Annotated in this window: 18 protein-coding genes; 7 read left to right on the top strand and 11 right to left on the bottom strand. The window is 68.9% G+C overall.

The genetic code is table 11. The features are described 5' to 3' along the window. Positions 1–35: 35 nt before the first annotated feature. Together JIX55_RS01570 and JIX55_RS01565 are read left to right on the top strand one after the other, a co-directional pair. Entirely contained in the window at positions 36–1,406 is a 1,371-nt protein-coding gene (locus JIX55_RS01570; protein ID WP_257561397.1) for an NAD-dependent succinate-semialdehyde dehydrogenase, read from the top strand. A gap of 106 nt (positions 1,407–1,512) precedes the next feature. Then, positions 1,513–2,400, top strand: a complete 888-nt coding sequence (locus JIX55_RS01565) for a fumarylacetoacetate hydrolase family protein (protein WP_257561396.1) — start codon at positions 1,513–1,515, stop codon at positions 2,398–2,400. A 63-nt stretch (positions 2,401–2,463) separates the two neighbouring features. Here JIX55_RS01565 and JIX55_RS01560 read toward each other — a convergent pair whose 3' ends face one another. Beyond that, positions 2,464–5,121 (bottom strand): FAD-binding and (Fe-S)-binding domain-containing protein, encoded by a 2,658-nt coding sequence (locus tag JIX55_RS01560; RefSeq protein ID WP_306819967.1) that lies wholly within the window; start codon positions 5,119–5,121, stop codon positions 2,464–2,466. A 339-nt stretch (positions 5,122–5,460) separates the two neighbouring features. Here JIX55_RS01560 and JIX55_RS01555 point away from each other — a divergent pair, with 339 nt between their 5' ends. Together JIX55_RS01555 and JIX55_RS01550 are read left to right on the top strand one after the other, a co-directional pair. Beyond that, complete coding sequence (locus tag JIX55_RS01555; protein ID WP_257561394.1) at positions 5,461–6,111, top strand: TetR/AcrR family transcriptional regulator; 651 nt, start codon at positions 5,461–5,463, stop codon at positions 6,109–6,111. A 36-nt stretch (positions 6,112–6,147) separates the two neighbouring features. After that, positions 6,148–6,546, top strand: a complete 399-nt coding sequence (locus JIX55_RS01550) for a cupin domain-containing protein (RefSeq protein WP_257561393.1) — start codon at positions 6,148–6,150, stop codon at positions 6,544–6,546. A gap of 208 nt (positions 6,547–6,754) precedes the next feature. Here the strand turns inward: JIX55_RS01550 and JIX55_RS01545 are convergent, their stop codons facing one another. Next, positions 6,755–7,012, bottom strand: a complete 258-nt coding sequence (locus JIX55_RS01545; protein ID WP_257561392.1) for a hypothetical protein — start codon at positions 7,010–7,012, stop codon at positions 6,755–6,757. A 253-nt stretch (positions 7,013–7,265) separates the two neighbouring features. Beyond that, positions 7,266–7,670, bottom strand: coding sequence for a hypothetical protein (locus JIX55_RS01540; RefSeq protein WP_257561391.1), 405 nt, complete (start codon positions 7,668–7,670; stop codon positions 7,266–7,268). A gap of 36 nt (positions 7,671–7,706) precedes the next feature. Between JIX55_RS01540 and JIX55_RS01535 the strand changes: the two genes are divergently transcribed. Continuing rightward, positions 7,707–7,961: a hypothetical protein gene (locus JIX55_RS01535; protein WP_257561389.1), complete on the top strand. Its 255-nt coding sequence runs from the start codon at positions 7,707–7,709 to the stop codon at positions 7,959–7,961. Here JIX55_RS01535 and JIX55_RS01530 read toward each other — a convergent pair. The 7 genes from JIX55_RS01530 to JIX55_RS01500 are packed head-to-tail and all read right to left on the bottom strand — an operon-like array spanning position 7,936 to position 17,165. Next, positions 7,936–8,802, bottom strand: a complete 867-nt coding sequence (locus tag JIX55_RS01530; protein ID WP_257561388.1) for an HAD-IIA family hydrolase — start codon at positions 8,800–8,802, stop codon at positions 7,936–7,938. The two genes, JIX55_RS01535 and JIX55_RS01530, sit on opposite strands and share 26 nt — an antisense overlap. Beyond that, a complete protein-coding gene (locus JIX55_RS01525; protein WP_257561387.1) occupies positions 8,783–10,258 on the bottom strand; it encodes a biotin carboxyl carrier protein in 1,476 nt (491 codons plus the stop codon). Before JIX55_RS01525 ends, JIX55_RS01530 begins: the two co-directional genes overlap by 20 nt. Then, on the bottom strand, positions 10,251–11,633 hold the full coding sequence (locus JIX55_RS01520; RefSeq protein ID WP_257561386.1) for an acetyl-CoA carboxylase biotin carboxylase subunit: 1,383 nt from the start codon (positions 11,631–11,633) through the stop codon (positions 10,251–10,253). The genes JIX55_RS01525 and JIX55_RS01520 overlap by 8 nt, the downstream gene beginning before the upstream one ends. Next, positions 11,630–12,130, bottom strand: a complete 501-nt coding sequence (locus JIX55_RS01515) for an acetyl-CoA carboxylase biotin carboxyl carrier protein (RefSeq protein WP_257561385.1) — start codon at positions 12,128–12,130, stop codon at positions 11,630–11,632. The genes JIX55_RS01520 and JIX55_RS01515 overlap by 4 nt, the downstream gene beginning before the upstream one ends. Continuing rightward, positions 12,127–13,221, bottom strand: a complete 1,095-nt coding sequence (locus tag JIX55_RS01510) for a PEP/pyruvate-binding domain-containing protein (protein ID WP_257561384.1) — start codon at positions 13,219–13,221, stop codon at positions 12,127–12,129. The genes JIX55_RS01515 and JIX55_RS01510 overlap by 4 nt, the downstream gene beginning before the upstream one ends. Before the next feature lie 17 nt (positions 13,222–13,238). Next, on the bottom strand, positions 13,239–15,059 hold the full coding sequence (locus JIX55_RS01505) for a PEP-utilizing enzyme (RefSeq protein WP_257561383.1): 1,821 nt from the start codon (positions 15,057–15,059) through the stop codon (positions 13,239–13,241). A gap of 21 nt (positions 15,060–15,080) precedes the next feature. Then, positions 15,081–17,165 (bottom strand): acetoacetate--CoA ligase, encoded by a 2,085-nt coding sequence (locus tag JIX55_RS01500; protein ID WP_257561382.1) that lies wholly within the window; start codon positions 17,163–17,165, stop codon positions 15,081–15,083. A gap of 121 nt (positions 17,166–17,286) precedes the next feature. On the opposite strand from JIX55_RS01500, the gene JIX55_RS01495 reads away from it, so the two are divergent. Then, on the top strand, positions 17,287–18,099 hold the full coding sequence (locus JIX55_RS01495) for an IclR family transcriptional regulator domain-containing protein (protein WP_257561381.1): 813 nt from the start codon (positions 17,287–17,289) through the stop codon (positions 18,097–18,099). 28 nt (positions 18,100–18,127) lie between these two features. Here the strand turns inward: JIX55_RS01495 and JIX55_RS01490 are convergent, their stop codons facing one another. After that, a complete protein-coding gene (locus tag JIX55_RS01490; RefSeq protein ID WP_257561380.1) occupies positions 18,128–18,505 on the bottom strand; it encodes a MerR family transcriptional regulator in 378 nt (125 codons plus the stop codon). A 121-nt stretch (positions 18,506–18,626) separates the two neighbouring features. On the opposite strand from JIX55_RS01490, the gene JIX55_RS01485 reads away from it, so the two are divergent. Then, positions 18,627–19,550 (top strand): NADP-dependent oxidoreductase, encoded by a 924-nt coding sequence (locus JIX55_RS01485; protein WP_257561379.1) that lies wholly within the window; start codon positions 18,627–18,629, stop codon positions 19,548–19,550. Positions 19,551–19,636 lie beyond the last annotated feature (86 nt).

The raw sequence follows: 19,636 nt of genomic DNA, 5'->3' as shown, positions 1-19,636 counted from the left end.
CCACACCCCCCGCAAGCGGTTTGGAGAAGCCAGCTATGAGCACGTACAAGACCATCTCGCCGCTGAATGGTGAGGTGCTCGCCGAGTACACGATGATGACCGACACCGAGGTCGCCGCGGCGCTCACCCGCGCCACCGACGCCTACCGCGACTGGGCCCGCACCGGAGCCGACGCACGGGGCACTGTCCTGGGCCGCATCGCCCAGCTCCACCGGGAGCGAAGCGCCGAGCTCGCCGAGGCCATGGCGACCGAGATGGGTAAGCCGCTCGCCCAGGCCGAAGGCGAGGTCGCCCTATCGGCCTCGATCTACGACTACTACGCCGGCGCCGGTGCCCAGCTGTTGGCCGATGAGGTCATCGAGATCGGCGCCGGGGGACGAGCCGTCGTCCAGACCGCCCCCACCGGCCCCGTGCTCGGGATCATGCCGTGGAACTTCCCGCTGTACCAGGTGGCGCGCTTCGTCGCACCCAACCTTCTGCTCGGGAACACGGTCCTCCTCAAGCACGCGCGCTCCTGCACCCGAACGGCGCTGCTCATCGATGCCATCGTCGCCGACGCGAACGCTCCGAAGGGCGTCTACGAGAACCTCATCGTGTCGTCCTCGCAGATCGCCTCCCTCATCGCCGACGACCGACTCCGGGGCGTCTCGCTGACCGGCTCGGAGGAAGTCGGCCAGATCGTGGCCGCCCAGGCCGGCCGGCATCTCAAGAAGTGCGTTCTGGAACTCGGCGGCTCGGACCCGTTCATCGTCCTGCCCGACGCCGACCTCGACCTCGCACTCGACCTGGCCGCGACGGGCCGGTTCAGCAACGCCGGCCAGTCCTGCACGTCCTCCAAGCGGATGATCATCCACAGTGATGTCTACGACCGGTTTCTCGAGGGGTTCGTCGCCCGCGCGAAGCAGTGGAACACCGGCGATCCGCTGAGCCCGGAAACCCGCATCGGCCCGATGGCGTCCGAGTCCGGCCGGCGGGAGATCGCCGAGCAGGTGGCCGACGCCGTGTCCAAGGGGGCCGAGTTGCACCTCGGCGGCGTGGTCCCCGACGGCCCCGGTGCGTTCTACCCAGCCACGGTCATCACCGGTGTGACCCCGGAGATGCGCGCCTACAGCGAGGAACTCTTCGGTCCTGTCGCGGTCCTGTACAAGGTCGACTCCGTCGAGAAGGCCGTCGAGGTCGCGAACGACTCCCGGTTCGGGCTCGGATCCGCCGTGTTCACCCGCGACGCGGACCTCGCCGCGGACATAGCCGACCGCCTGGACGTCGGCATGGTCGGCCTCAACACCCTCATCCGCAGCCAGCCCGACCTGCCGTTCGGCGGTGTCAAGGCGTCCGGGATCGGCCGAGAGCTCGGCCGCCTGGGCCTGGACGAGTTCGCCAACAAGAAGACCATCCGTCTTTCCTGACGGCTCCGGTTCCCACGCAGCGCCCTGCCCGCGAGCCTCCCCGCGGGCAGGGCGCCTTTGCGAACGGCACACACCCCGTACGACTGACTACGACGAAGGACATGACGTGAAGCTTGTTTCCTACCATTCCGGTGCCGGCTGGCAGCCGGGCCTCCTGCACGGCGACCACGTGTTCGGTCTCAACACCGCGCTGCGCGCGGCCGGCCTTGCGGCCTCCGCCGACCTGCCGTCGACCCGTGCGTTCCTCCAGGCGCACGGCAGCCGGTTGCCCTCGATCGCCGCGGCCCTCGACCCGGTTCTCGACGGCGGGGCCATCGAGCCCGTCGGCGACGTCGCCACGGTGCGCCTCGGCCCGCCGGTCACCGACCCGCTCAAGGTCCTCTGCGTCGGCCTGAACTACTCCGACCACGTCGGCGAGACCGGTCGCGCCATGCCGAGCCACCCCGACCTGTTCGCCAAGTTCGCCAGCAGCCTCATCGGCCCCTACGACGCCATCGACCGGTCCGACGTGACCGACAACCTGGACTTCGAGGGAGAACTCGCCGTCGTCATCGGCAAGGCGTGCAGCCGCGTGGACGAGAGCGACGCTCTGTCGTACGTGGCCGGACTGTCCGTTCTCAACGACATCACCGCCCGGGATCTCCAGTACCGCGGCACACAGTGGCTCGCGGGCAAGGCTGTTGACCGGGCGACGCCGTTCGGACCAGCCATCGTGACCCTGGAGGAGATCGGCAACCCACAGGCCCTGGACATCGAGACATTCGTCAATGGCACCCGGGTCCAAGGCTCCAACACCAAGTACATGATCTTCTCCGTCGCCAAGATCATCTCCTACGTCAGCCAGTTCCTCACCCTCAGCCCCGGCGATGTCATCGCCACCGGTACCCCCGAGGGCATCGGCGCGAAGCGGAATCCGCCCATGTGGCTGCGCCCCGGCGACAAGGTCGAGGTCGTCCTGGAGAAGGTCGGGACCCTGAGCAACCAGATCCACTGATCTGCACTCTTCACGTCTGCGGAACCGAGCCCCGGCCCGGTTCCGCAGACGTTTTGCCAGGCCTCAGGCGCGGGACGCGAACAGCTCGGCCAGATGCTGGGCCGGTACGTCGGCCAGGTCGTCGAGCTGCACGCGGCAGGACATGCCGTCCGCGAGGAACACCGCATCGGAGTGCGTCCGCACCGTGGGCAGAAGGTGCGTCTCGGCGACAGCGACGCTGACCTCGTAGTGCCCCTTCTCCACACCGAAGTTGCCAGCCAGGCCGCAGCATCCCTGCACCTTGGTGACGGTCGCACCGGCCCTCTCCAGCAGACGCTGGTCGGTGTCCCAGCCGATGACCGCGCTGTGGTGGCAGTGAGGCTGCGCCACCACCTCCACGCCGGTCAGGTCAGGAAGAGACAGGTCGAGACGCTCGACGAGCTCGGCGAAGCTCAGCACACCCGACGCCACCACGTCCGCCTCCTCGGTGTCGCACAGCTCCCGCGCGTCGCTGCGCAGCGACGCGAGACAGGACGGCTCCAGCGCCATGACCGGGATTCCACTGCGGACGTAGGGCGCGAGCGTCCGCATCGTCCGGCCGACCAGGACCCGCGCCTGGTCTAGCTGGCCGGTCGTGATCCAGGTCAAGCCACAGCAGGCGTCCTCCCGGACGACGCGGACCGTGAGGCCCCGGGACTCCAGGAACCGGATCGCCGCCAGGCCGGACTCCGGGAAGAAGTGGTCGGTGAAGGAGTCGGCCCAGATCCACACGTCGGCCGGCGAATCCTCCGTACCGGAGGAGTCCGTCGCCTTCCTCAGAGTCGGGGAGGCGAACTTCGGCACGGATCGCCGGTGGTCGATACCGGCGACCCATTTGGCCAGGCCGGCGAGCGGCCCGACGCGCAGGAGCAGGTTGGCCAGCGGTGCCAGCGGCGCGGTGAGACGCGCCCACTTCGGGAGCTGTCCGAGGAAGACGTGGGACCGCGGTCGCCGCACCCCGGCGATGTCGTGTCGCTGGTGCAGCACCTCGGATTTGTAGGTGGCCATGTCGACGCCGCTGGGACAGTCGCTCGAGCAGCCCTTGCACGCGAGGCACAGGTCGAGCGCCTCGGCCACGGCCGGGTCCTGCAGACCACCGCGCAGCAAGCCACCGTCGAGCGCCTCCTGCAGCACGCGGGCGCGGCCGCGGGTCGAGTCGCGCTCGTCCCTCGTGGCTAGATAGGACGGGCACATCACCCCTGCGGTCCTCGGCGCCACGCACTTTCCGACGCCCGTGCAACGATGCACTGCGTCACCGAGGTCTCCCGCGTCGTGCAGCAGCCGCAGACCCGCACGCACCGGCTCCCGCGGGCGCACCGGCCGCAGATCTTCGGTGATCGGAACAGGGTCGGCGATGATGCCCGGGTTCAGGAGGTCGTCGGGGTCGCATACGGCCTTGACCTGCCGGAAGAGGGCGAGGGACTCCTCGTCGTACATCAGCGGCAACAGCTCACCGCGGACCCGGCCGTCACCGTGCTCTCCCGACAGCGTGCCGCGGTAGTCACGCAGCCGGGTCGCGCACGCGGTCATGAAGTCGCGGAAGACTCCGGTCGAAGCGGGGTCGCCGGGTCGGAAGGGGAAGTCGATGCGGCAGTGGATGCAGCCGTCGCCGAAGTGCCCGTACGGAATGCCCCGAAGGTCGTGCGCCCGCAACAGCTCCTCGAAGTCGCGCAGCCACGCACCGAGGTGTTCCGGCGGGACGGCCGCGTCCTCCCAGCCCCCGTATGCCGGCGTCGGCAGTGACCGTCCCGCGAGCCCGGCGCCGTCCTCACGGATACGCCACAGCGCGGCCGCCTCACGCGGGTCGTCGACCAGCCTGGTGTCCAGTGCGGCACCGGCGGCGACGAGCCGCCGTACCGAATCCATCGCGCCCTCTCCCGCCACCTCCGCGAACAGCCAACCGCTTCCCCTGGGAAGGTCGGGGACCGGCGAACCTTTTTCGCGCACCAGGCCGACGATGCGCGAGTCCATGCCCTCGCAGGCGATGAGACGACCCGGCGCCGCAGCGAGCAGCGTCGGCACGGCGTCGGCCGCGTCGGCCATCGTCGGGTACCCGAGCACCAGCATCCTGCGTTCGACTCTGTCGTCGACCAGCCGTACGGTCGCTTCGAGGACAGTTGCCAGAGTCCCCTCGCTGCCGACGAGGAACCGGTCGATGCGGCGCCGCTCGGGCAGCAGGTGTTCCAGGCTGTAGCCGCTGATCTGGCGGCCGAAGCGGCCGAATTCAGTGCGCAGATGGGCCAGGTTCGCGTCCCCGACGGTCGCCAGCCGCGCTCCGGTGACGCCGCTGGGCCGGCCGTCCTGCTCCCGGGCCAGCTCGCCGTTCCCGTAGAGCACGCGCAGCGACTCGACGTTGTCCACCGTCCGCCCGTAGCCCAGCGCCCGTGACCCGCAGGCGTTGTTGCCGATCATCCCGCCGATCGTGCAGCGACTGTGCGAAGACGGGTCCGGTCCGAACCGCAGTCCGTAAGGCGCTGCCGCGCGCTGCAGATCCGCATGCACAGCGCCCGGTTCCACGCGCGCCGTACGCGCGACCGGGTCGATCTCGAGTACTCGGCCGAACCGACGGGTGTCGATGACGATGCCGCTTCCGATCGCGTTGCCGGCGATGCTCGTGCCGGCACCGCGCATCGTGACCGGAATCCGCATCTCACGCGCCACCTCATGAGCCGCGATCACGTCCTCGACGTTCCGCGCCCTCACGACCGCGGACGGGACAACGCGGTAGAGGCTCGCGTCGGAGGAGTACAGAGCTCGCGTCAGCGACGAGTCGTCGAACTCGACTCCCGCCCCGCGAAGAGCGGCGGCGAGATCATCACGAGAGGCCGTGGAGGAGCCTTCGCCGGATGCGTCGGATGCAGCCTGTGCTTGTCTGGGCATACCGCAGGCTAACTAACGTAAGGTAGTTTGGCTACTGCCGTGGGGCCGGGACGACACCCCAGCTGAGACGCGGTGAAGCGCGATGAGACGGACACTGACTAACGTAAGGTAGTTTTCGATGTCCCGTGCCTTCGGGTCTCAGACGTCGGCAAAGGAGTGGTCGTGACCGAGGAACGGTGGCCCCGCGCTGTCGAGGAGTTCGACAAGCATCTGAGCGAGCTCGACTGGAGTCACCAGAGCAAGTCCCGGCGAGCCATCCTCGAGGCGTTCCTCCGGCTGGCCACCGAGAACGGGTTCAACTCCGTCTCCATGCGCATGATTGCCAAGGAGATGGCCATCAAGGCCCCGAGCCTGTACAACCACTTCCCTGACGGTCGCGACGAGATCGTCGCCGAGTCCCTCCGCTGGCACTTCTACAAGTTCGGCATCGCCGTACTCGAGGAAGTGCGTGGGGTCTTTGACCCCAAGGAGGGCTGGCACCGGATGGTGCACGTCCACCTGACCCGACAGATCCAGCTTCCCGAAAGCGACCTTTGGGACCTGCTGGTGGCGACCGACCAGGTCGTGCACTTCCTCCCGTCAGTGCTCCGCGAGGAAGTCGACGCCTGGGTCGACCTGTACGAAGCGCTTTATCGTGCTGCGGCCGAGGACATGGGCTTCGGGCCATCGGTTCAGCAGGTCAAGCTCGTCATGACCATCCTTGAGGGCGCGAATCGCTGGGTCACGTGGGACGGCAAGCCGCGGTCACTCGCGGTGCTGGTCGAGAAGGCGAACACCGCGACTCTGGCTCTGCTGGAACTCCCGAAGGACTGATGTCTCCGTACGCACGCCATGGGGAAGGGACAGACGATGGCGCCGCAGAAATACCTCTCCAGCCCCCTCGTTCGCCGGGAGGAGGGATGGCCCAAAGGCCACGTCTTCGTGCCGCCGGGCGAGGGCAGCCGACCGGGCGTCGCCCTCATCGAGTGGGAACTGCGGGGAGAGTCATGGACGGACGAGCATCCGCACGACGAGTTCAACTACGTCCTGGAAGGGCACCTGTTCGTCGCGTGTGACGGAGAGACCCTCGAGGCTGTCACGGGCGACGTGGTCCGGGTTCCGGCCGGGAGCGTCGGTCGCTACTGGGCGCCGGAGTACGCCCGCATGATCGCCGTCTACGGCCCCAACCCGCAGGGGCTGGAAAGTCGCGTCCACGCCTATACGCGGCTGGAGTCGTCGGCGGAGCGCTCCAGCGGATCGCCCTCGTAGCTCGGCCAAGGCGTGCCCGGCCCACCGATAGTGGAGAAGGTGGGCCGGTTGCGTACGGCCTGAGGGTCGGGGCGCAGATCGAGCAGCAGAGTCCGCATTTGTCGGGTCGGTATACCGAGCGCTCGTCATCGTACGTCGCTGCTCGTGCCTGCGAAGACACTCGGCTGCCACGCGAGGCAGATGGCGGATGCCGTCGGCGCGCCACGTCTCACTGACGCGGCCCCGGGTCCTTGTGGCGTCCCGCGGCGGTCCGCACGATCGCGGTGATGTCGGCACGGCTGGTGGGGGCGGGGTCGAAGTGGTTGTGCAGAGCGAAGCTCTCGACGAGGGCGTCCAGTGCGCGGGCAGTGGGGTCGAAGTGCTGTGCCAGAGCGTCTCTGCCGGCCTGCAGCCAGTTGCTCATGAAGGCGCGCAGCAGGGGGTCCCGCAGGGAGACAGCCGACGCGAGGCGGGTGCCGTCGTGCATCGGCACCCGCACCGTCGACTGGACGCTCTCGTACCGGGCCGGACGGTCAGGGGCGAGCCAGTCGTGTTCGCCGTCGGGGGCAGGTGAGTCGAGCGGCCCCGGCGCGGTGGCCCGGATCGGCTGCCCCCCTCGACGGTATGCGCCGCCGTGGCGGACGTCAGTCCGGCGAGGGCCAGGCGGTCGCTATGACGGGTGTGACCGTTGCGCGCCTGTGCGGCTGAGGCGGCGAGCATCAACTCCCGTCATGGGTACGCTACTTGAGGCAGGCGGGGAAGAGTTTCCGTGATTCGCTGGTGGGCGTTGCGGGTGCCTCGGGGTCGATGAAGCGGCAGCCGAACGTCAAGGACGCGACCTTCTTTCGCTCCACCCAGCTGGTGAGGTCCTTCCACGCCTTGCTCAGCTCGGCGTCGGAGAAGCCGCAGTGCGTGGCGGACCGTAGCCCACGGTTGACGAGCAGGCCGGACTGGCCGTTGGCGGCCACCCTCTTGGTGTAGGTCTGCTGCATGGACAGCGGCACGAGCCAGTCGTCGATCGTGTGCATGCTCATCACCGGAACTCCCGGCTTGCCCAGGACACGGGGCATGTCGTTGAGCTCCATGCTGTTGCGCTCGTCCCAGCTGTCCGGGTCCACGCGCTCGACGATCCGGTTGATGTCCACCCGCGTGCTCGGCTTGTAGCGCGTGGTGAGGTTCTGTTGCTGATAGCCGTGCTGGGCTTCCTGTCCGACGATGCCCCGGCCGTCGTCGAGGCAGTGTTCGGCGCCATGCAGATGATGAGCGCCGTGTCCAGTCCCGGCGACGAGGCACTGACGGGGCAGGTCTTCGCCTTCATCGAGAATCGCATGCCCGGCACAGCTGGGCCAGCACTGCCGAGGTGGCCCGTCAGACCTTTCCCCCCTGCGGTGTTCGCCGATGTTCGTATGGTCAAGCGGCCGCAGGCAGGAGGTTGAGGAGCCCGCCGACACCGTCGAGGGTGAGATGCGGTCTCCTCGCTAGCGGAAGCGAGGTGAAGCGGTCCGCGGCGTGGATGCCGGTGGCCACCGCGATGGCGAGGGCGCCGGCGTGACGGGCCATCGCCATCTCCAGTTCCGGGTCGTCTCCGACGACGGCGAGGTCCTGCGGCGCGGCGCGCAGCCGCCGCGCGGCACATCGCAGGCCGATCATCGAGGGTTTGCCCACGATCTGTTCGGTGACGCCCGTGACACTGCTGATCATGGCGCAGATGGCACGGGATGTGCCCAGGGCTCTGCCCTCGGCGCTGGCGAAGAACACCGACTGCGAGCAGCTGTACAGGGTGGCTCCGCCGAAGACGGCATGGCAGGCCGCCTCAAGGTCGTCCATGGTGAACTCGCGGTACCAGCCGACCAGTACGGCGTCGGCGTCCGGCTTGCCCTTGGACGCGACGATCTCGAATCCGGCCTGGCGCAGCGGCTCCTTGAGGCCGTCGCCGCCGAGCACCAGCACCCTTCGGTGTCCCATGGCCAGGAAGTGGTCGACGGCGCTGGTGGCGGGGCTGAGCATGGCGGTGTCGGGCAGGTCGAAGCCGATCCGGCGCAGCGTCTGTGCGTACGCCTCGGGGGTGCGGGTGGTGCCGTTGGTGAAGGTGAGCCAGGGAAGTCCACGGGCGGTGAGGGCGGCGGTGAGTTCCAGGGCTCCGGGGAGGGGTGTGAGCCCGTGGTTGCGTCGATCGCCCAGGACGAGGGTGCCGTCCAGGTCGAAGACGATCCCGCGGATGGCGCGCAGACGGTCGGTCACGGCAGCGGCGGCCTCGTCAGTCGGATCGGCGGTCACGGTGCAGCTCCAGTCGGAAGTCGGGTCTGTCCAGGATGAGTTCGGGTGTCGCCGGGCGGGTCCGCAGGCCGTGGAGCAGGTCGAGTACGGGTTTGACCTGGGGGTTGTAGTGCTGCGGGGCCGGGCCTGCGGCCACCATGGCGTCCACCTGCTCGGCGGGCATGGTGGCGCGTAGGAGCAGCTCTTCGTCGCTGATGCCGCGCGGGAACCGCCGCCGCAGTTCGGTGACCGTGGGCGGGGGCGGTTCTTCGGTGAGTTCCTTGGCCCGTGGACGGTTGAGGATGCGGTCGCAGATGTCCGGGTCCACGGGGGCGGTGGGCTTGCCGAAGCTGCCCAGCACGTAGCGGATCACCTGGTCGGAGACGTTCTCGTAGCGTTCGGTGCCGATGACGTTGTACAGCGCCTGGGTGCAGACCATCTGCGGGAAGGGGGTGACCATGATGGGGTAGCCGAGTTCGGCGCGGACTCGGGTCACTTCCTCGATGACCGCGTCGAAGCGGTTGCTGAAGCCCAGTTCGTCGAGCTGGCGGTGGAGCGTGGTCATCACGCCGCCTGCCACTTGGTGGCGCATGAACGCGGCGTCGAAGTCCCGGGGTCCACCGACGGGGAGTCCCTCGGCCGCCGCCATGGCGTGGAAGTAGTCCGCCACCACGCCGAGCAGCCGGTCGTCGATGTCCACGGTGTGGCCGAACTCGCGCAGATTCGCCACGACCTGCTGGGCGTTGGGGAGTGATGTCCCGCCGGCCAGGGCTCCGCAGGCCACTTGGAGCGCGTGCACTCCCAGGTCGGCGGCCTTGAGGTAGGTCAGGCCTGGCAGGCCGATGGTGCAGTGGGAGTGCAGTTCCAGCGGTTTGCCGGCGAGATTGCCCAGGACGGCCGGGATCAGAGTGGAGGCGCGTTCCGTCGTCAGCAGTCCGCCTGGGTCCTTGATGTAGACGCGGTCGATGTCCGGGCAGACAGCCATCTGGGAGGCGAGCGATCCGTAGTGGGCGTCGTCGTGCACGTCGCTGACGGTGTAGGTCAGCGCTCCGACGATCTCGGTGGCCCCGGCCGCACGGATCATCCGCGCGGACTCGCGTACCGCGTCCATGTCATGCATGGGGTCGAGTACGACGAACCGGGTGACGCCGCCTGCCACCAGTCGGTCGTAGACCAGCTGCATGAACTCGGGATGGGCGACCTCCCAGGAGATGAAGCGCAGCCCGGTGCCGATGAACTGCAAAGGGGTGTTGGGCATGGCGCGGTGCGTGAGCCGGATGCGTTCCCAGGGATCCTGGCGGTGGGTGCGCACTGCCATGCCCATGTGGGTGCTGGAGGTGTAGTCGAGGGCCCTAAAACCCACTCGGTCCAGGACCGGGGCGATCTGGAGGATCTTGCCCGTGTCCAGTCCGGTGGCGCCCCACAGGCTCTGGTTGCCGTCGCGCAGCGACACGTCGACGAGCCGGATGTCAGCCATGGGTACCACCTACCGTCACTTGTCCGGTTGCCGAGTGGTCCCGCAGGAACCGCGTGAACCAGGCGGTGTCCACGCCGCCCTGGGCGAACTCCGCGTCGTCCAACACCGCTTGGTGCATGGGCACGTTGGTGTTGACCCCGTCGATCGCGCATCGGGTGAGGGCGCCGCGCAACCGGACCAGGGCCTCGGCGCGGTCCTGGCCGTGGACGATCAGCTTCGCGAGCAGAGAGTCGTAGTAGGGCGGCACGGTGGCGCCCGCCTGGAGGTGGGTGTCGATCCGAATGCCCTCGCCGAGTGGCCAGAGCGCCTCGGTCACGGTGCCAGGACTTGGCTGGAAGTCCCGTGCCCAGTCCTCGGCGTTGATACGGCACTCGATGGCGTGACCGGAGAACGTGACGTCTGCCTGACCGAAGGAGAGCGGTCGACCTTCGGCCACTGCGAGTTGTTCGGCTACGAGATCCAGTCCGGTGATGGCCTCGGTGACCGGGTGCTCGACCTGGATGCGGGCGTTCATCTCCAGGAAGTAGAAGGTGCCCCGGTCGACGTCGACGAGGAACTCGACCGTGCCCAGGCCCCGGTACGCCAGATGCCTGCCGAGAGCCACCGCGGCGCGGTGCATCTCCTCGCGCAGCGCCGGGTCGAGAGCGGGCGCGGGTGCCTCCTCGATGAGCTTCTGGTAGCGGCGCTGCACGGAACAGTCCCGGGTGCCGAGGTGGACGACGTTCTCGCCGTCCGCGATGAGCTGGACTTCCACATGGCGCCCCGTCGCGACGAAGCGTTCCAGGTAGACGCGGGGGTCGCCGAATGCGGCTCCCGCCTCGGCCACCGCCAGGTCGATGGTGGCGGCCAGGGCCGCCGGATCGTGTACCTGTTTCATGCCCCGGCCGCCACCACCGCCCACCGCCTTGATCAGGAGGGGGAAGCCGATCTCCGCGGCGAGTCGCGCCGCGTCAGCGGTGTCTTCCAGCGGTCCGCCGGGCACCACCGGCAACCCGGCCGCGACGGCGTGCCGACGGGCTTCCAACTTGTCGCCGACGGCGGCGAGTTGCTTCACGGTGGGACCGATGAACACGATGCCCGCCTCGGCACAGGCCCGGGCCAGCCGCTGGTTCTCGGAGAGGAAGCCGTAGCCGGGGTGGACGGCGTCGACGTCCGCGGTCCTGGCCGCCGCGAGCACGGCGTCCACGTCCAGGTAGCTGGCCGAGGGCGGGGGAGGGCCGAGGCGGACCACCCGGTCGGCCAGTCTGGCCGGTACGGAGGCGAGATCGGCGTCGGACGCGGCGAGCACGGCCTCGATACCGAGCCGCCTGCACGTACGCAGGATGCGCAGGGCGATCTCGCCCCGGTTGGCGATCAGGACACGCCGCAGGATCACGACGCCGTCCCTCCGGCCTGAGTGTCGATGAACATCAGCACCGTGCCCTGCTCGGTGAAGTCACCGTCGCCCAGGCGGATGTCCGCCACCGTTCCGGCCGCCCCCGCGTACACGGAGTTCATCAGCTTCATCGTCTCGACGATCCCGACCACCGTGGTCTCGGTGACCTCGTCCCCGATCTCCACGAAGGGCGGCGCGCCTGGTTTCGGCGCGCGGTAGAAGGCGCCGGGCAACGGTGTGCGCACCTCGGTCAGGCCCTCGCGGGCGGGTGCCGCCCGGTCCGCCGGAGTGGCCCCGCCAGGCGCCGGCTGCTCCCGCGCCGCACGGTCGTCGACCAGTACCGGCTGGGCGGTGGTTCGGGCGGACTGCGTCCACTCACCGTCGTCGCCACGGCGCAGCGACAGCTCGAACCGGCCGGTGCGCACATGGAGCCGATCGACCTCCATGTCATCGATGATCCGCAGGATGTCCTGGACGTCCTCGCCGGTGATGCTCACGAGGTGCCCCCGCCGGCGCCCGCGCCGCCGAGCAGCGACAGCACGTGGTCGAATGCCCTGGCCTTCGGCGCGGCCACCGGAGTCTTCTCGCGGTTCGACCAGACTGTCTCGGGGCGGCTCTGGAGCAGGAAGATGTTGTGGCCGGGGACGAGGTTGCGGGAGATCGCCCACTCGATGTCCTGCGGGGTCCCGTAATGGGACTCGACCTGTCGGCCGATCCGCACGAGCTCGTGGATCTCCTCGTCGGACAGGCAGGGCTCGCTCCGGAGGTACTCGGGTACGTCCTCCTCCAGCACCCCGGACCCGCTCGGGTCCATCCGGTGCTGCCGCAGCTTCTCGGAGACCGTACGGGAACAGATGTCTGCGGTGACCTTGCTGACGACGTACTTGTCGGGTGTCACGTCACCGCCGACGAGGGCAGACCCCAAACCCCAGGAGCCTTCCAGGGCCACGACGGAGCGGTCCCCGGTGAGCGGGCTGCGGGTGAACATGACGCCGGCGCAGCGCGGGTCGATCATGCGCTGGACGACGACGGCCATGGCGAGGTCGTGCTCGGGCAGCCCCAGCCGGCGCCGGTAGCTGACCGACTCCACCGTGTAGAGGCTGGCCCAGCAGCGACGGACGTGCTCGATGAGGGAGTCTTCGCCGCGCACCCACAGGTAGGTGTCCTGCAGTCCGGCGAAGCTGGCGTCCGCCGCGTCCTCGCTGGTCGCACTCGACCGTACGGCGACGGGAGCGGGCTCGCCCGGGGCGTCGGACTCGCTGTCCAAGTCCCGGTAGTGACCGCGGATCGCCGCTGCCACCCCCTCCGGCAGTTCGGCCGCTTCGATGCGCTCCCTGACGGGTGCGGTCGCGCGGGCGATCGTCTCGGTGTCCTGGGCGTCCAGCGCCTCGATCGCGGTGCGGATCTCGCCGTCCGGGTCGAGGGCGGTGAGGAAGGCCTCGAAGGCCGCGGTGGTCACGACGTAGCCGGGCGGTACGGGCGCGCCGGCGAAGGTGAGTTCGCCGAGGCTGGCGCCCTTGCCGCCGACGGTGGGCCGGTCTGCCAGCCGGAGTTCTGCGAACCGGCGGACGTATGGCGAGGTGTTCATAGTGGTGCTCTCCACGCTCAGTCGAGGATGGTGACGATGCCGCGGTCGCCGTCCACGCGCAGCCGCTGGCCGGTGGTGATCCGCTTGGTGGCGTGACCGGTGCCGACAACGGCGGGTAGCCCGTACTCGCGGGCCACGATCGCCGCGTGCGACATGGTGCCGCCGATGTCCGAGACGGCGGCCGCGATCTTCCCGAAGACCGGGCCCCAGCTGGGTGCCGTCACCGGGCAGACCAACACCTCGCCCTCGCGTACCTGGCCGATGTCGTTGGCACTCAACAACACCCGGGCGGTGCCCTCGACCACGCCCGGCGAGGCGGCGAACCCGCGCACCTCGTGATCGCCCGCCACTGCCGGTGTCGACCAGGCCTGGATGGTCTCCGCGGTGATGCCCCACAGCATGCGCACCGCCGGGTCGTTCAGCGCCTCGGGGACGGGGCCCAATGCCGGCGGCGGGGACCAGCCCGCGAGGGTCTCCAACATCCGCCTCCGCTCGGTGACCGTGTCCTGGACCCGGGTCGACCCGACGGGCTTGGTGCCTGCCGCCCAGGCGAGCATCACATCGGTCAGGGCCTGGCCGACCTCGGTGTGGCTCAGTTGGAAGACGTCCTCGGCGTCGGCAAGGACACCCTGGTCGCGCAGCAGCTCACCGAACTCGCGGACCTTCCCGTAGAACTTCGTGGTGAAGTAGTGCTCGCAGTAGAAGTTGTGGTCCTCGATGAACGGGAACACGGCTCTGGCCAGGCCGAGCATCTGGTCGAAGGCCGCCTGCTCGTCCTCGCCGGACAGCAGGGAGCGGTATTCCTGGGCGATGCGTTCGCGCTCCGCCCTGAGCTGTTCCGTGGGGCGGTCGAGCAGTTCGCCGCGCCGTGCCTGGTCGACGTAGCGGGGCAACGCCGCGAACGGCACCGTGAGGTCGTCGTTCCAGCTGCGGTGGTGATGATAGAAACCGGCGCCGGTCGACATGTTGAACCACGGCTCCCGCGCGTCGTCCAGGGCCGTCAGCCACCTCCGGCCGTCGTCCCCGCGGGCTGCGAGTGCGGCCAGTACCTTGTCCGGGTCGCAGCCCTCGACGAACAGATCGTCGACGCCGTACTCGACGGCAAGCTTCGCCAGCTTCTTCAGCTCGTCGTCGGGACGATAGAGGATCACGTCGATCCCCGCGACCATCCGGGCCACGTCCTGGTCGGGGATCTCGGGAAACGACGTCTTGCAGAACTCGAAGAACACGACGTAGGCGCCGTACCCCAGCATCAGGAACTCCGAGTGGTGGTGCCACATCTTGGAGTACAGGTCCATGAGCCGGTGGTAGTTTTCGCGCAGGTAGTGGTTTTGTGCCACGCCCTTCGCCTGGAAGATCACGTCCGCGTCCTCGAACTCGGGCAGCCGTGGCACCTCGATCCGCTGCACCTCGTCGATCAGGCCGGTGATGCGGGTGACCCAGCCCTGGTAGAGCTCGTCCCAGTTCTCGTAGTAGTGGCCCGCCCGCTCGCTGAACAGGGCGAGCCTGCGCTGGATCTCCGCGGGGTCGGTGACCGGGTTGGCGGTGATGTAGACCCGGCCGTTGACGATGCGGTGCTCGATGCCGAGCGTGGTGGGGAAGACGAACATGCGTGCCGTGTTGGCGCCGAGGGCGGTGTAGGGCGTCTCCGCCGTGACGGCGTCGAACGCGGGCATTGGCTCGGGGAAGTGCATCGCGTTGTAGAACCAGAACCGCTGGTCGTCCTCGGGCTGGAACCGGGTGTAGTAGGGGTACATCGACGCCCAGTTCTCGGCGCCGGCGACGTCGGTGAGCTCTGAGGGAAGCGGGAAGGAAGAGACGGGTCTGGCATCGTTCACGGTGCTCTCCAAGGGTGCGGCTCAGATTGCGGTGGTGGCGGCAGCGGTCAGGGGGTAATCGCGCTGGGTACGGGCGTACCGGGCGAGGGCGTCGAGTGCGCGGGGATCGGCCACCGTGCTGCGGTCGGCCGCCTGTTCGACGGGTGTGCCGAGCAGGATCCTGCGCGCCGGTACTTCGAGTTTCTTGCCGGTGAGGGTGGTCGGGACGGCCGGGACCTGGATGATCCTGTCCGGTACGTGCCGGGGGCTGTACTCCCGGCGCAGCCGGGCGCGGATCGTGTTCTCGATCCCGGCGTCGAGGGTCACGCCCTCCTCGAGGGCGACGAACAGCGGCATGAAGAACTTCTCGTCCGGCAGGTCGAGACTGACGACCAAGGCCGCGGCGACCTGGTCCAGGGCTTCGACCACGCGGTAGATCTCCGCGGTGCCGATACGCACACCCTGCCGGTTGAGCGTGGCGTCGGACCGGCCCAGCACGAAGCAGCCACCGCGCATGTTGACCTTGAAGAAGTCGCCGTGCCGCCAGACACCGGGGAAGTCCTCGAAGTAGGAGCGGCGGTACCGTTCGTCGCCGTTCGGGCCCCAGAACGTCACCGGCATGGACGGCATGGGCTCGATGATGACCAACTCGCCGACCCCGTCGACGATTTCGCGGCCGTTCTCGCCATACGCGTACGCCGCGACACCGAGAGACCGTGCCTGCATCTCACCGGCGTACACGGGGAGCGTGGGCACCCCGCCGACGAAGCCGGTGCAGCAGTCGGTGCCGCCGCTGCCGGTGGTGACCCACAGATCCGCCTTGACGTTGCGGTAGAACCACGCGGTGCACTGCGGCGACACCGGTGAACCGGCCGGCATGACCGTGCGCAGGGCCGACAGGTCGTACCGCTCACCGGGCACGATGCCGGACTTGCTCATGAGGTCGACATAGGCCGGACTGGCGCCGAAGAAGGTGGTCCCGGCGTCCTGCGCGATCCGCCACAGCACGTCCGGCTCCGGATGAGCCGGGTTCCCGTCGTACAGCACTGGGCAGGCCCCGACCAGCAGGGAGCTGATCAGGAAGTTCCACATCATCCAGCCGGTGGTGGTGAAGAACAGCGGCCGGTCGCCCTCGCGCAGGTCCATGTGGAAGGTCTGCAGCTTCAGCTGCTCCAGTAGGATCCCGCCGTGGCCGTGCACGATCGCTTTGGGCAGCCCTGTCGTACCGGACGAGAAGAGCACCCATAGCGGGTGGTCGAAGGGAACGTGCTCGTACGCGAAATCTTCGGCCGACACGGGCGGGTGGTCGAAAACCTCCTCCCACAGCAAGCCACCGTCGACGACCGGCCGGGTGTTCCCGTCGCCGGGGCCGGGCAGGTGGATGACGTGCTCCAGGCCCGGCAGGGCCTCGGCGATGAGGCGGGCCTCCTCCCGACGGTCGAAGGTCTTCCCGCCGTAGCGGTAGCCGTCGACGCAGAACAGGACCTTAGGACGCAGCTGGCCGAGCCGGTCGACCACGCCTCGCGACCCGAAGTCCGGGGAGGCGCTCGCCCACACCGCGCCCACGGCCGTCGTCGCGAGCATCGCGATCGCGGCTTGCGGCACGTTCGGCAGATAGCCGCATACGCGGTCGCCAGGACGTACCCCGAGCGAACGAAGCCGGGTCGCCAGGATGCGTACCTGGCCCGCGAGATCCTCCCACGGCAACCCGGCCGGAGCAGCGCCCTCCGAGCAGAACAGCAAGGCGTCGGTCCCGGGGCGTTCGTGGCGCAGAACATGCTCGGCATAGTTCAGCCGGGCCCCGGGGAACCACTGCGCGCCCGGCATGTCCCGGCTGCCGAGCACCGCGGAGTACGGCGTCACGGACCGGATGCCGAAGTAGTCCCACAGCGCGCCCCAGAAACCCTCCAGGTCGGTGACGGACCAGCGCCACAGCTCGTCGTAATCGTCGAACCGCTGCCCGCGCTCGCGGACCAGCCAGTCCATGAAGCCCGTCAAATTCGCCTCGGCAACCCGCTGCGGGCCGGGCGTCCACAGCAGCTCGCCTTCGGCCACCATCACGGGCTCGTCGGCTGTGCCGGGCTTCGAGTCAGGGACCGGTGAGCTCACTGCTGCCTCGACGGCCATGTCGCCTCCTTGCGTCACGGAACGAACAGTCCACGACAGGCCATAGCCCAGGCAACCATCGCCTGCTAACTTTTCACGCAGTGAAATCGGTTTGGCATCTCCGCAGGTGAGAGCAGGTTCCATGCGGAACTACCAGGTGAAAACGATCAGCTCCTTGGAGCGCGGGCTGCAGGTGCTGCGGGTCCTTCAGGAGATGCGTGCCGCAAGCCTCCACGATCTGCACCAGGTAACCGGCATCCCCAAGGCCACGCTGCTCCGGATCCTTCACACCTGCAACCAGCAGGATCTGGTGTGGCAGAGGCTCGCCGACGGGGCGTTCATCGCGAGCCTCAGACCACAGCGCGCCCCGCACGACGACGCCGAGTGGCTCGGCGAGCTGGCGTCGCAGGTCCTGGAAGAGCTGTGCGAACGCGTGATGTGGCCCTCCGTGCTGACCGTGCCGCGCCTGGACTACATGGAGACGATCGACACGAACAGTCCGAAGGCCTACTTCGACGAGGTCGTCCCCGTCGCTCCCATCGGCTTCCGCTCGCACATGCTGCTCGGGGCCTCGGGCCGGGCCTACATCGCCTTCTGCCCCGAGCGGGAGCGGGAAGCGGTCCTGCGCCGCATTCGCGAACACGATGCCCCCGGCAACGCGTATGCCCACGACCCCGGGTGGCTGCGTCGTCTGCTGGCGACCACTCGGTCACGCGGGTACAGCGTGCGCGCGCCGGAGTACGACTTCGACGGCCGCAATTCGATCGCCGTTCCGATCCGTGTGGAAGGGGAGGTGCTGGGGTGCGTCAACGTGACCTGGCGCAGGACGGTCATGTCCGCGCAGGAAGTGGCACGTCGTCACCTGAATGACCTGCAGGACGCGGTGCACAGGATCGAAGCGCGGGTGGCGGCAGCTGCCCCGCAACGACTGGGCGGTCCCGGCGCGGGCCTCTGAGGCCCGACGGCACATCCGGCTCCGCGGGTCAGCCGGCCGCTGTCGCCCGCAGCGCCTCGCGGTGGGCTCGGGCACTGGTCATCAGCGCGTCGAGCGCGTCCCGGGTGCGTACGAGGTCAGCGACGTGCTGGGTCAACCGGTCGTGCTCCTGCGCCATTCGCTCCAGCGCGGCGTCGGAGTTGCTCTCACTGGGGGCATCGACGCACGGCAGCAGTTCCGCGATCGTACGGCTGGACAGCCCGGCGGCGAACAACCGCTGGACGAATTCGACCCGCTCCACGTCGGTGTCCGTGTAGTGCCGCTGCCCGCTGGCACTGCGGGTGCTGGTGAGCAAACCCTGCTCCTCGTAGTAACGCAAGGAGCGGACGCTGACCCCGGAACGTGACGCCAGCTCCCCGATCCGCATGTCGCCCTCCAGTTTGTGACCTTCGACATGGGCCTTGCCCCTGACACCAATGTGAGGTCCTAGCGTAACTGGCGTGCCCGAGCCCCGGGCGTCATGGATCAAGAGGAATGGTGAGAGGCGTATGCGAGCGGTTGTCGCCCGTCGTTACGGCGGCCCCGAGGCCCTGGAACTCATGGAGATCGACAAGCCCGAGTCCGGTGCCGGATCGGTGCTGATACGGGTGAAGGCCGCAGGGGTCAATCCGGTCGACTGGCACGTCGTCGCCGGCCACCTCAACTCGATCCTGGAGGTCAGCCTTCCGCTGGTGCCGGGCTTCGACGTCGCGGGCGTGATCGAGGCGGTCGGCCCGGGCGTCACGGAGTTCTCCGTCGGCGACGAGGTCTTCGGCTACGTCCGGACGGAGCAGGTGCGGCACGGCACCTACGCGGAGCTCGTCGCCGCGCCCGTGCACACCCTCGCGCGCAAGCCCGCGTCGCTGACCTGGCACCAGGCGGCCGGCCTCCCGCTCGTAGGGCTCACCGCGCTGCAGTCGCTGTCCCGGGTGGGTGCCCGGTCGGAGGAGACGGTCCTGGTGCACGCCGCGGCCGGCGGTGTCGGTTCCGTGGCGGTGCAGATCGCTGTGGCCAGGGGCGCCCGGGTCATCGGTACGGCCGGTGAACGCAACCACGAGTTCCTGCGCTCCCTGGGCGCCGAACCCGTCGTCTACGGCGATGGCCTGGCCGAGCGCGTGCGGGAGCTGGCTCCCGAAGGTGTGGACGCGGCCGTGGACTGCGTGGGTGGTGACGCCGTGGCTGTCTCACAGGAACTGCTGAAGGACCCCTCCCGGGTCGCCTCGATCGTCGACCCCGACGTGGCTCGGCGCGGCGGACACCAGGTATGGACCCAGCCCGATCCCTCGGAGCTCGCCGCACTGGCGAGCCTCGCGGACGCCGGCGGCCTCACCGTCCACATCGACCGCGTGCTGCCCTTGTCAGAGGCCGCCGAAGCCTTCCGCCTCAGCCAGACCGGACGGGTCCGCGGCAAGATCGTGCTTGAGATCGGCTGACCGTTGGAGCGGTGCGACGAGAGGGTTGGTTCGCAAGCGCTTTCTCCTCCTGGTGCGGGTATGTAGATTGGTCCGCTCCGGGTGGG

It is taken from the genome of Streptomyces sp. DSM 40750, from assembly GCF_024612035.1.
Lineage (GTDB): Bacteria > Actinomycetota > Actinomycetes > Streptomycetales > Streptomycetaceae > Streptomyces.
Note: the sequence above shows the minus strand (reverse complement) of the source record. Positions and strands in the feature narration are given on the sequence as shown.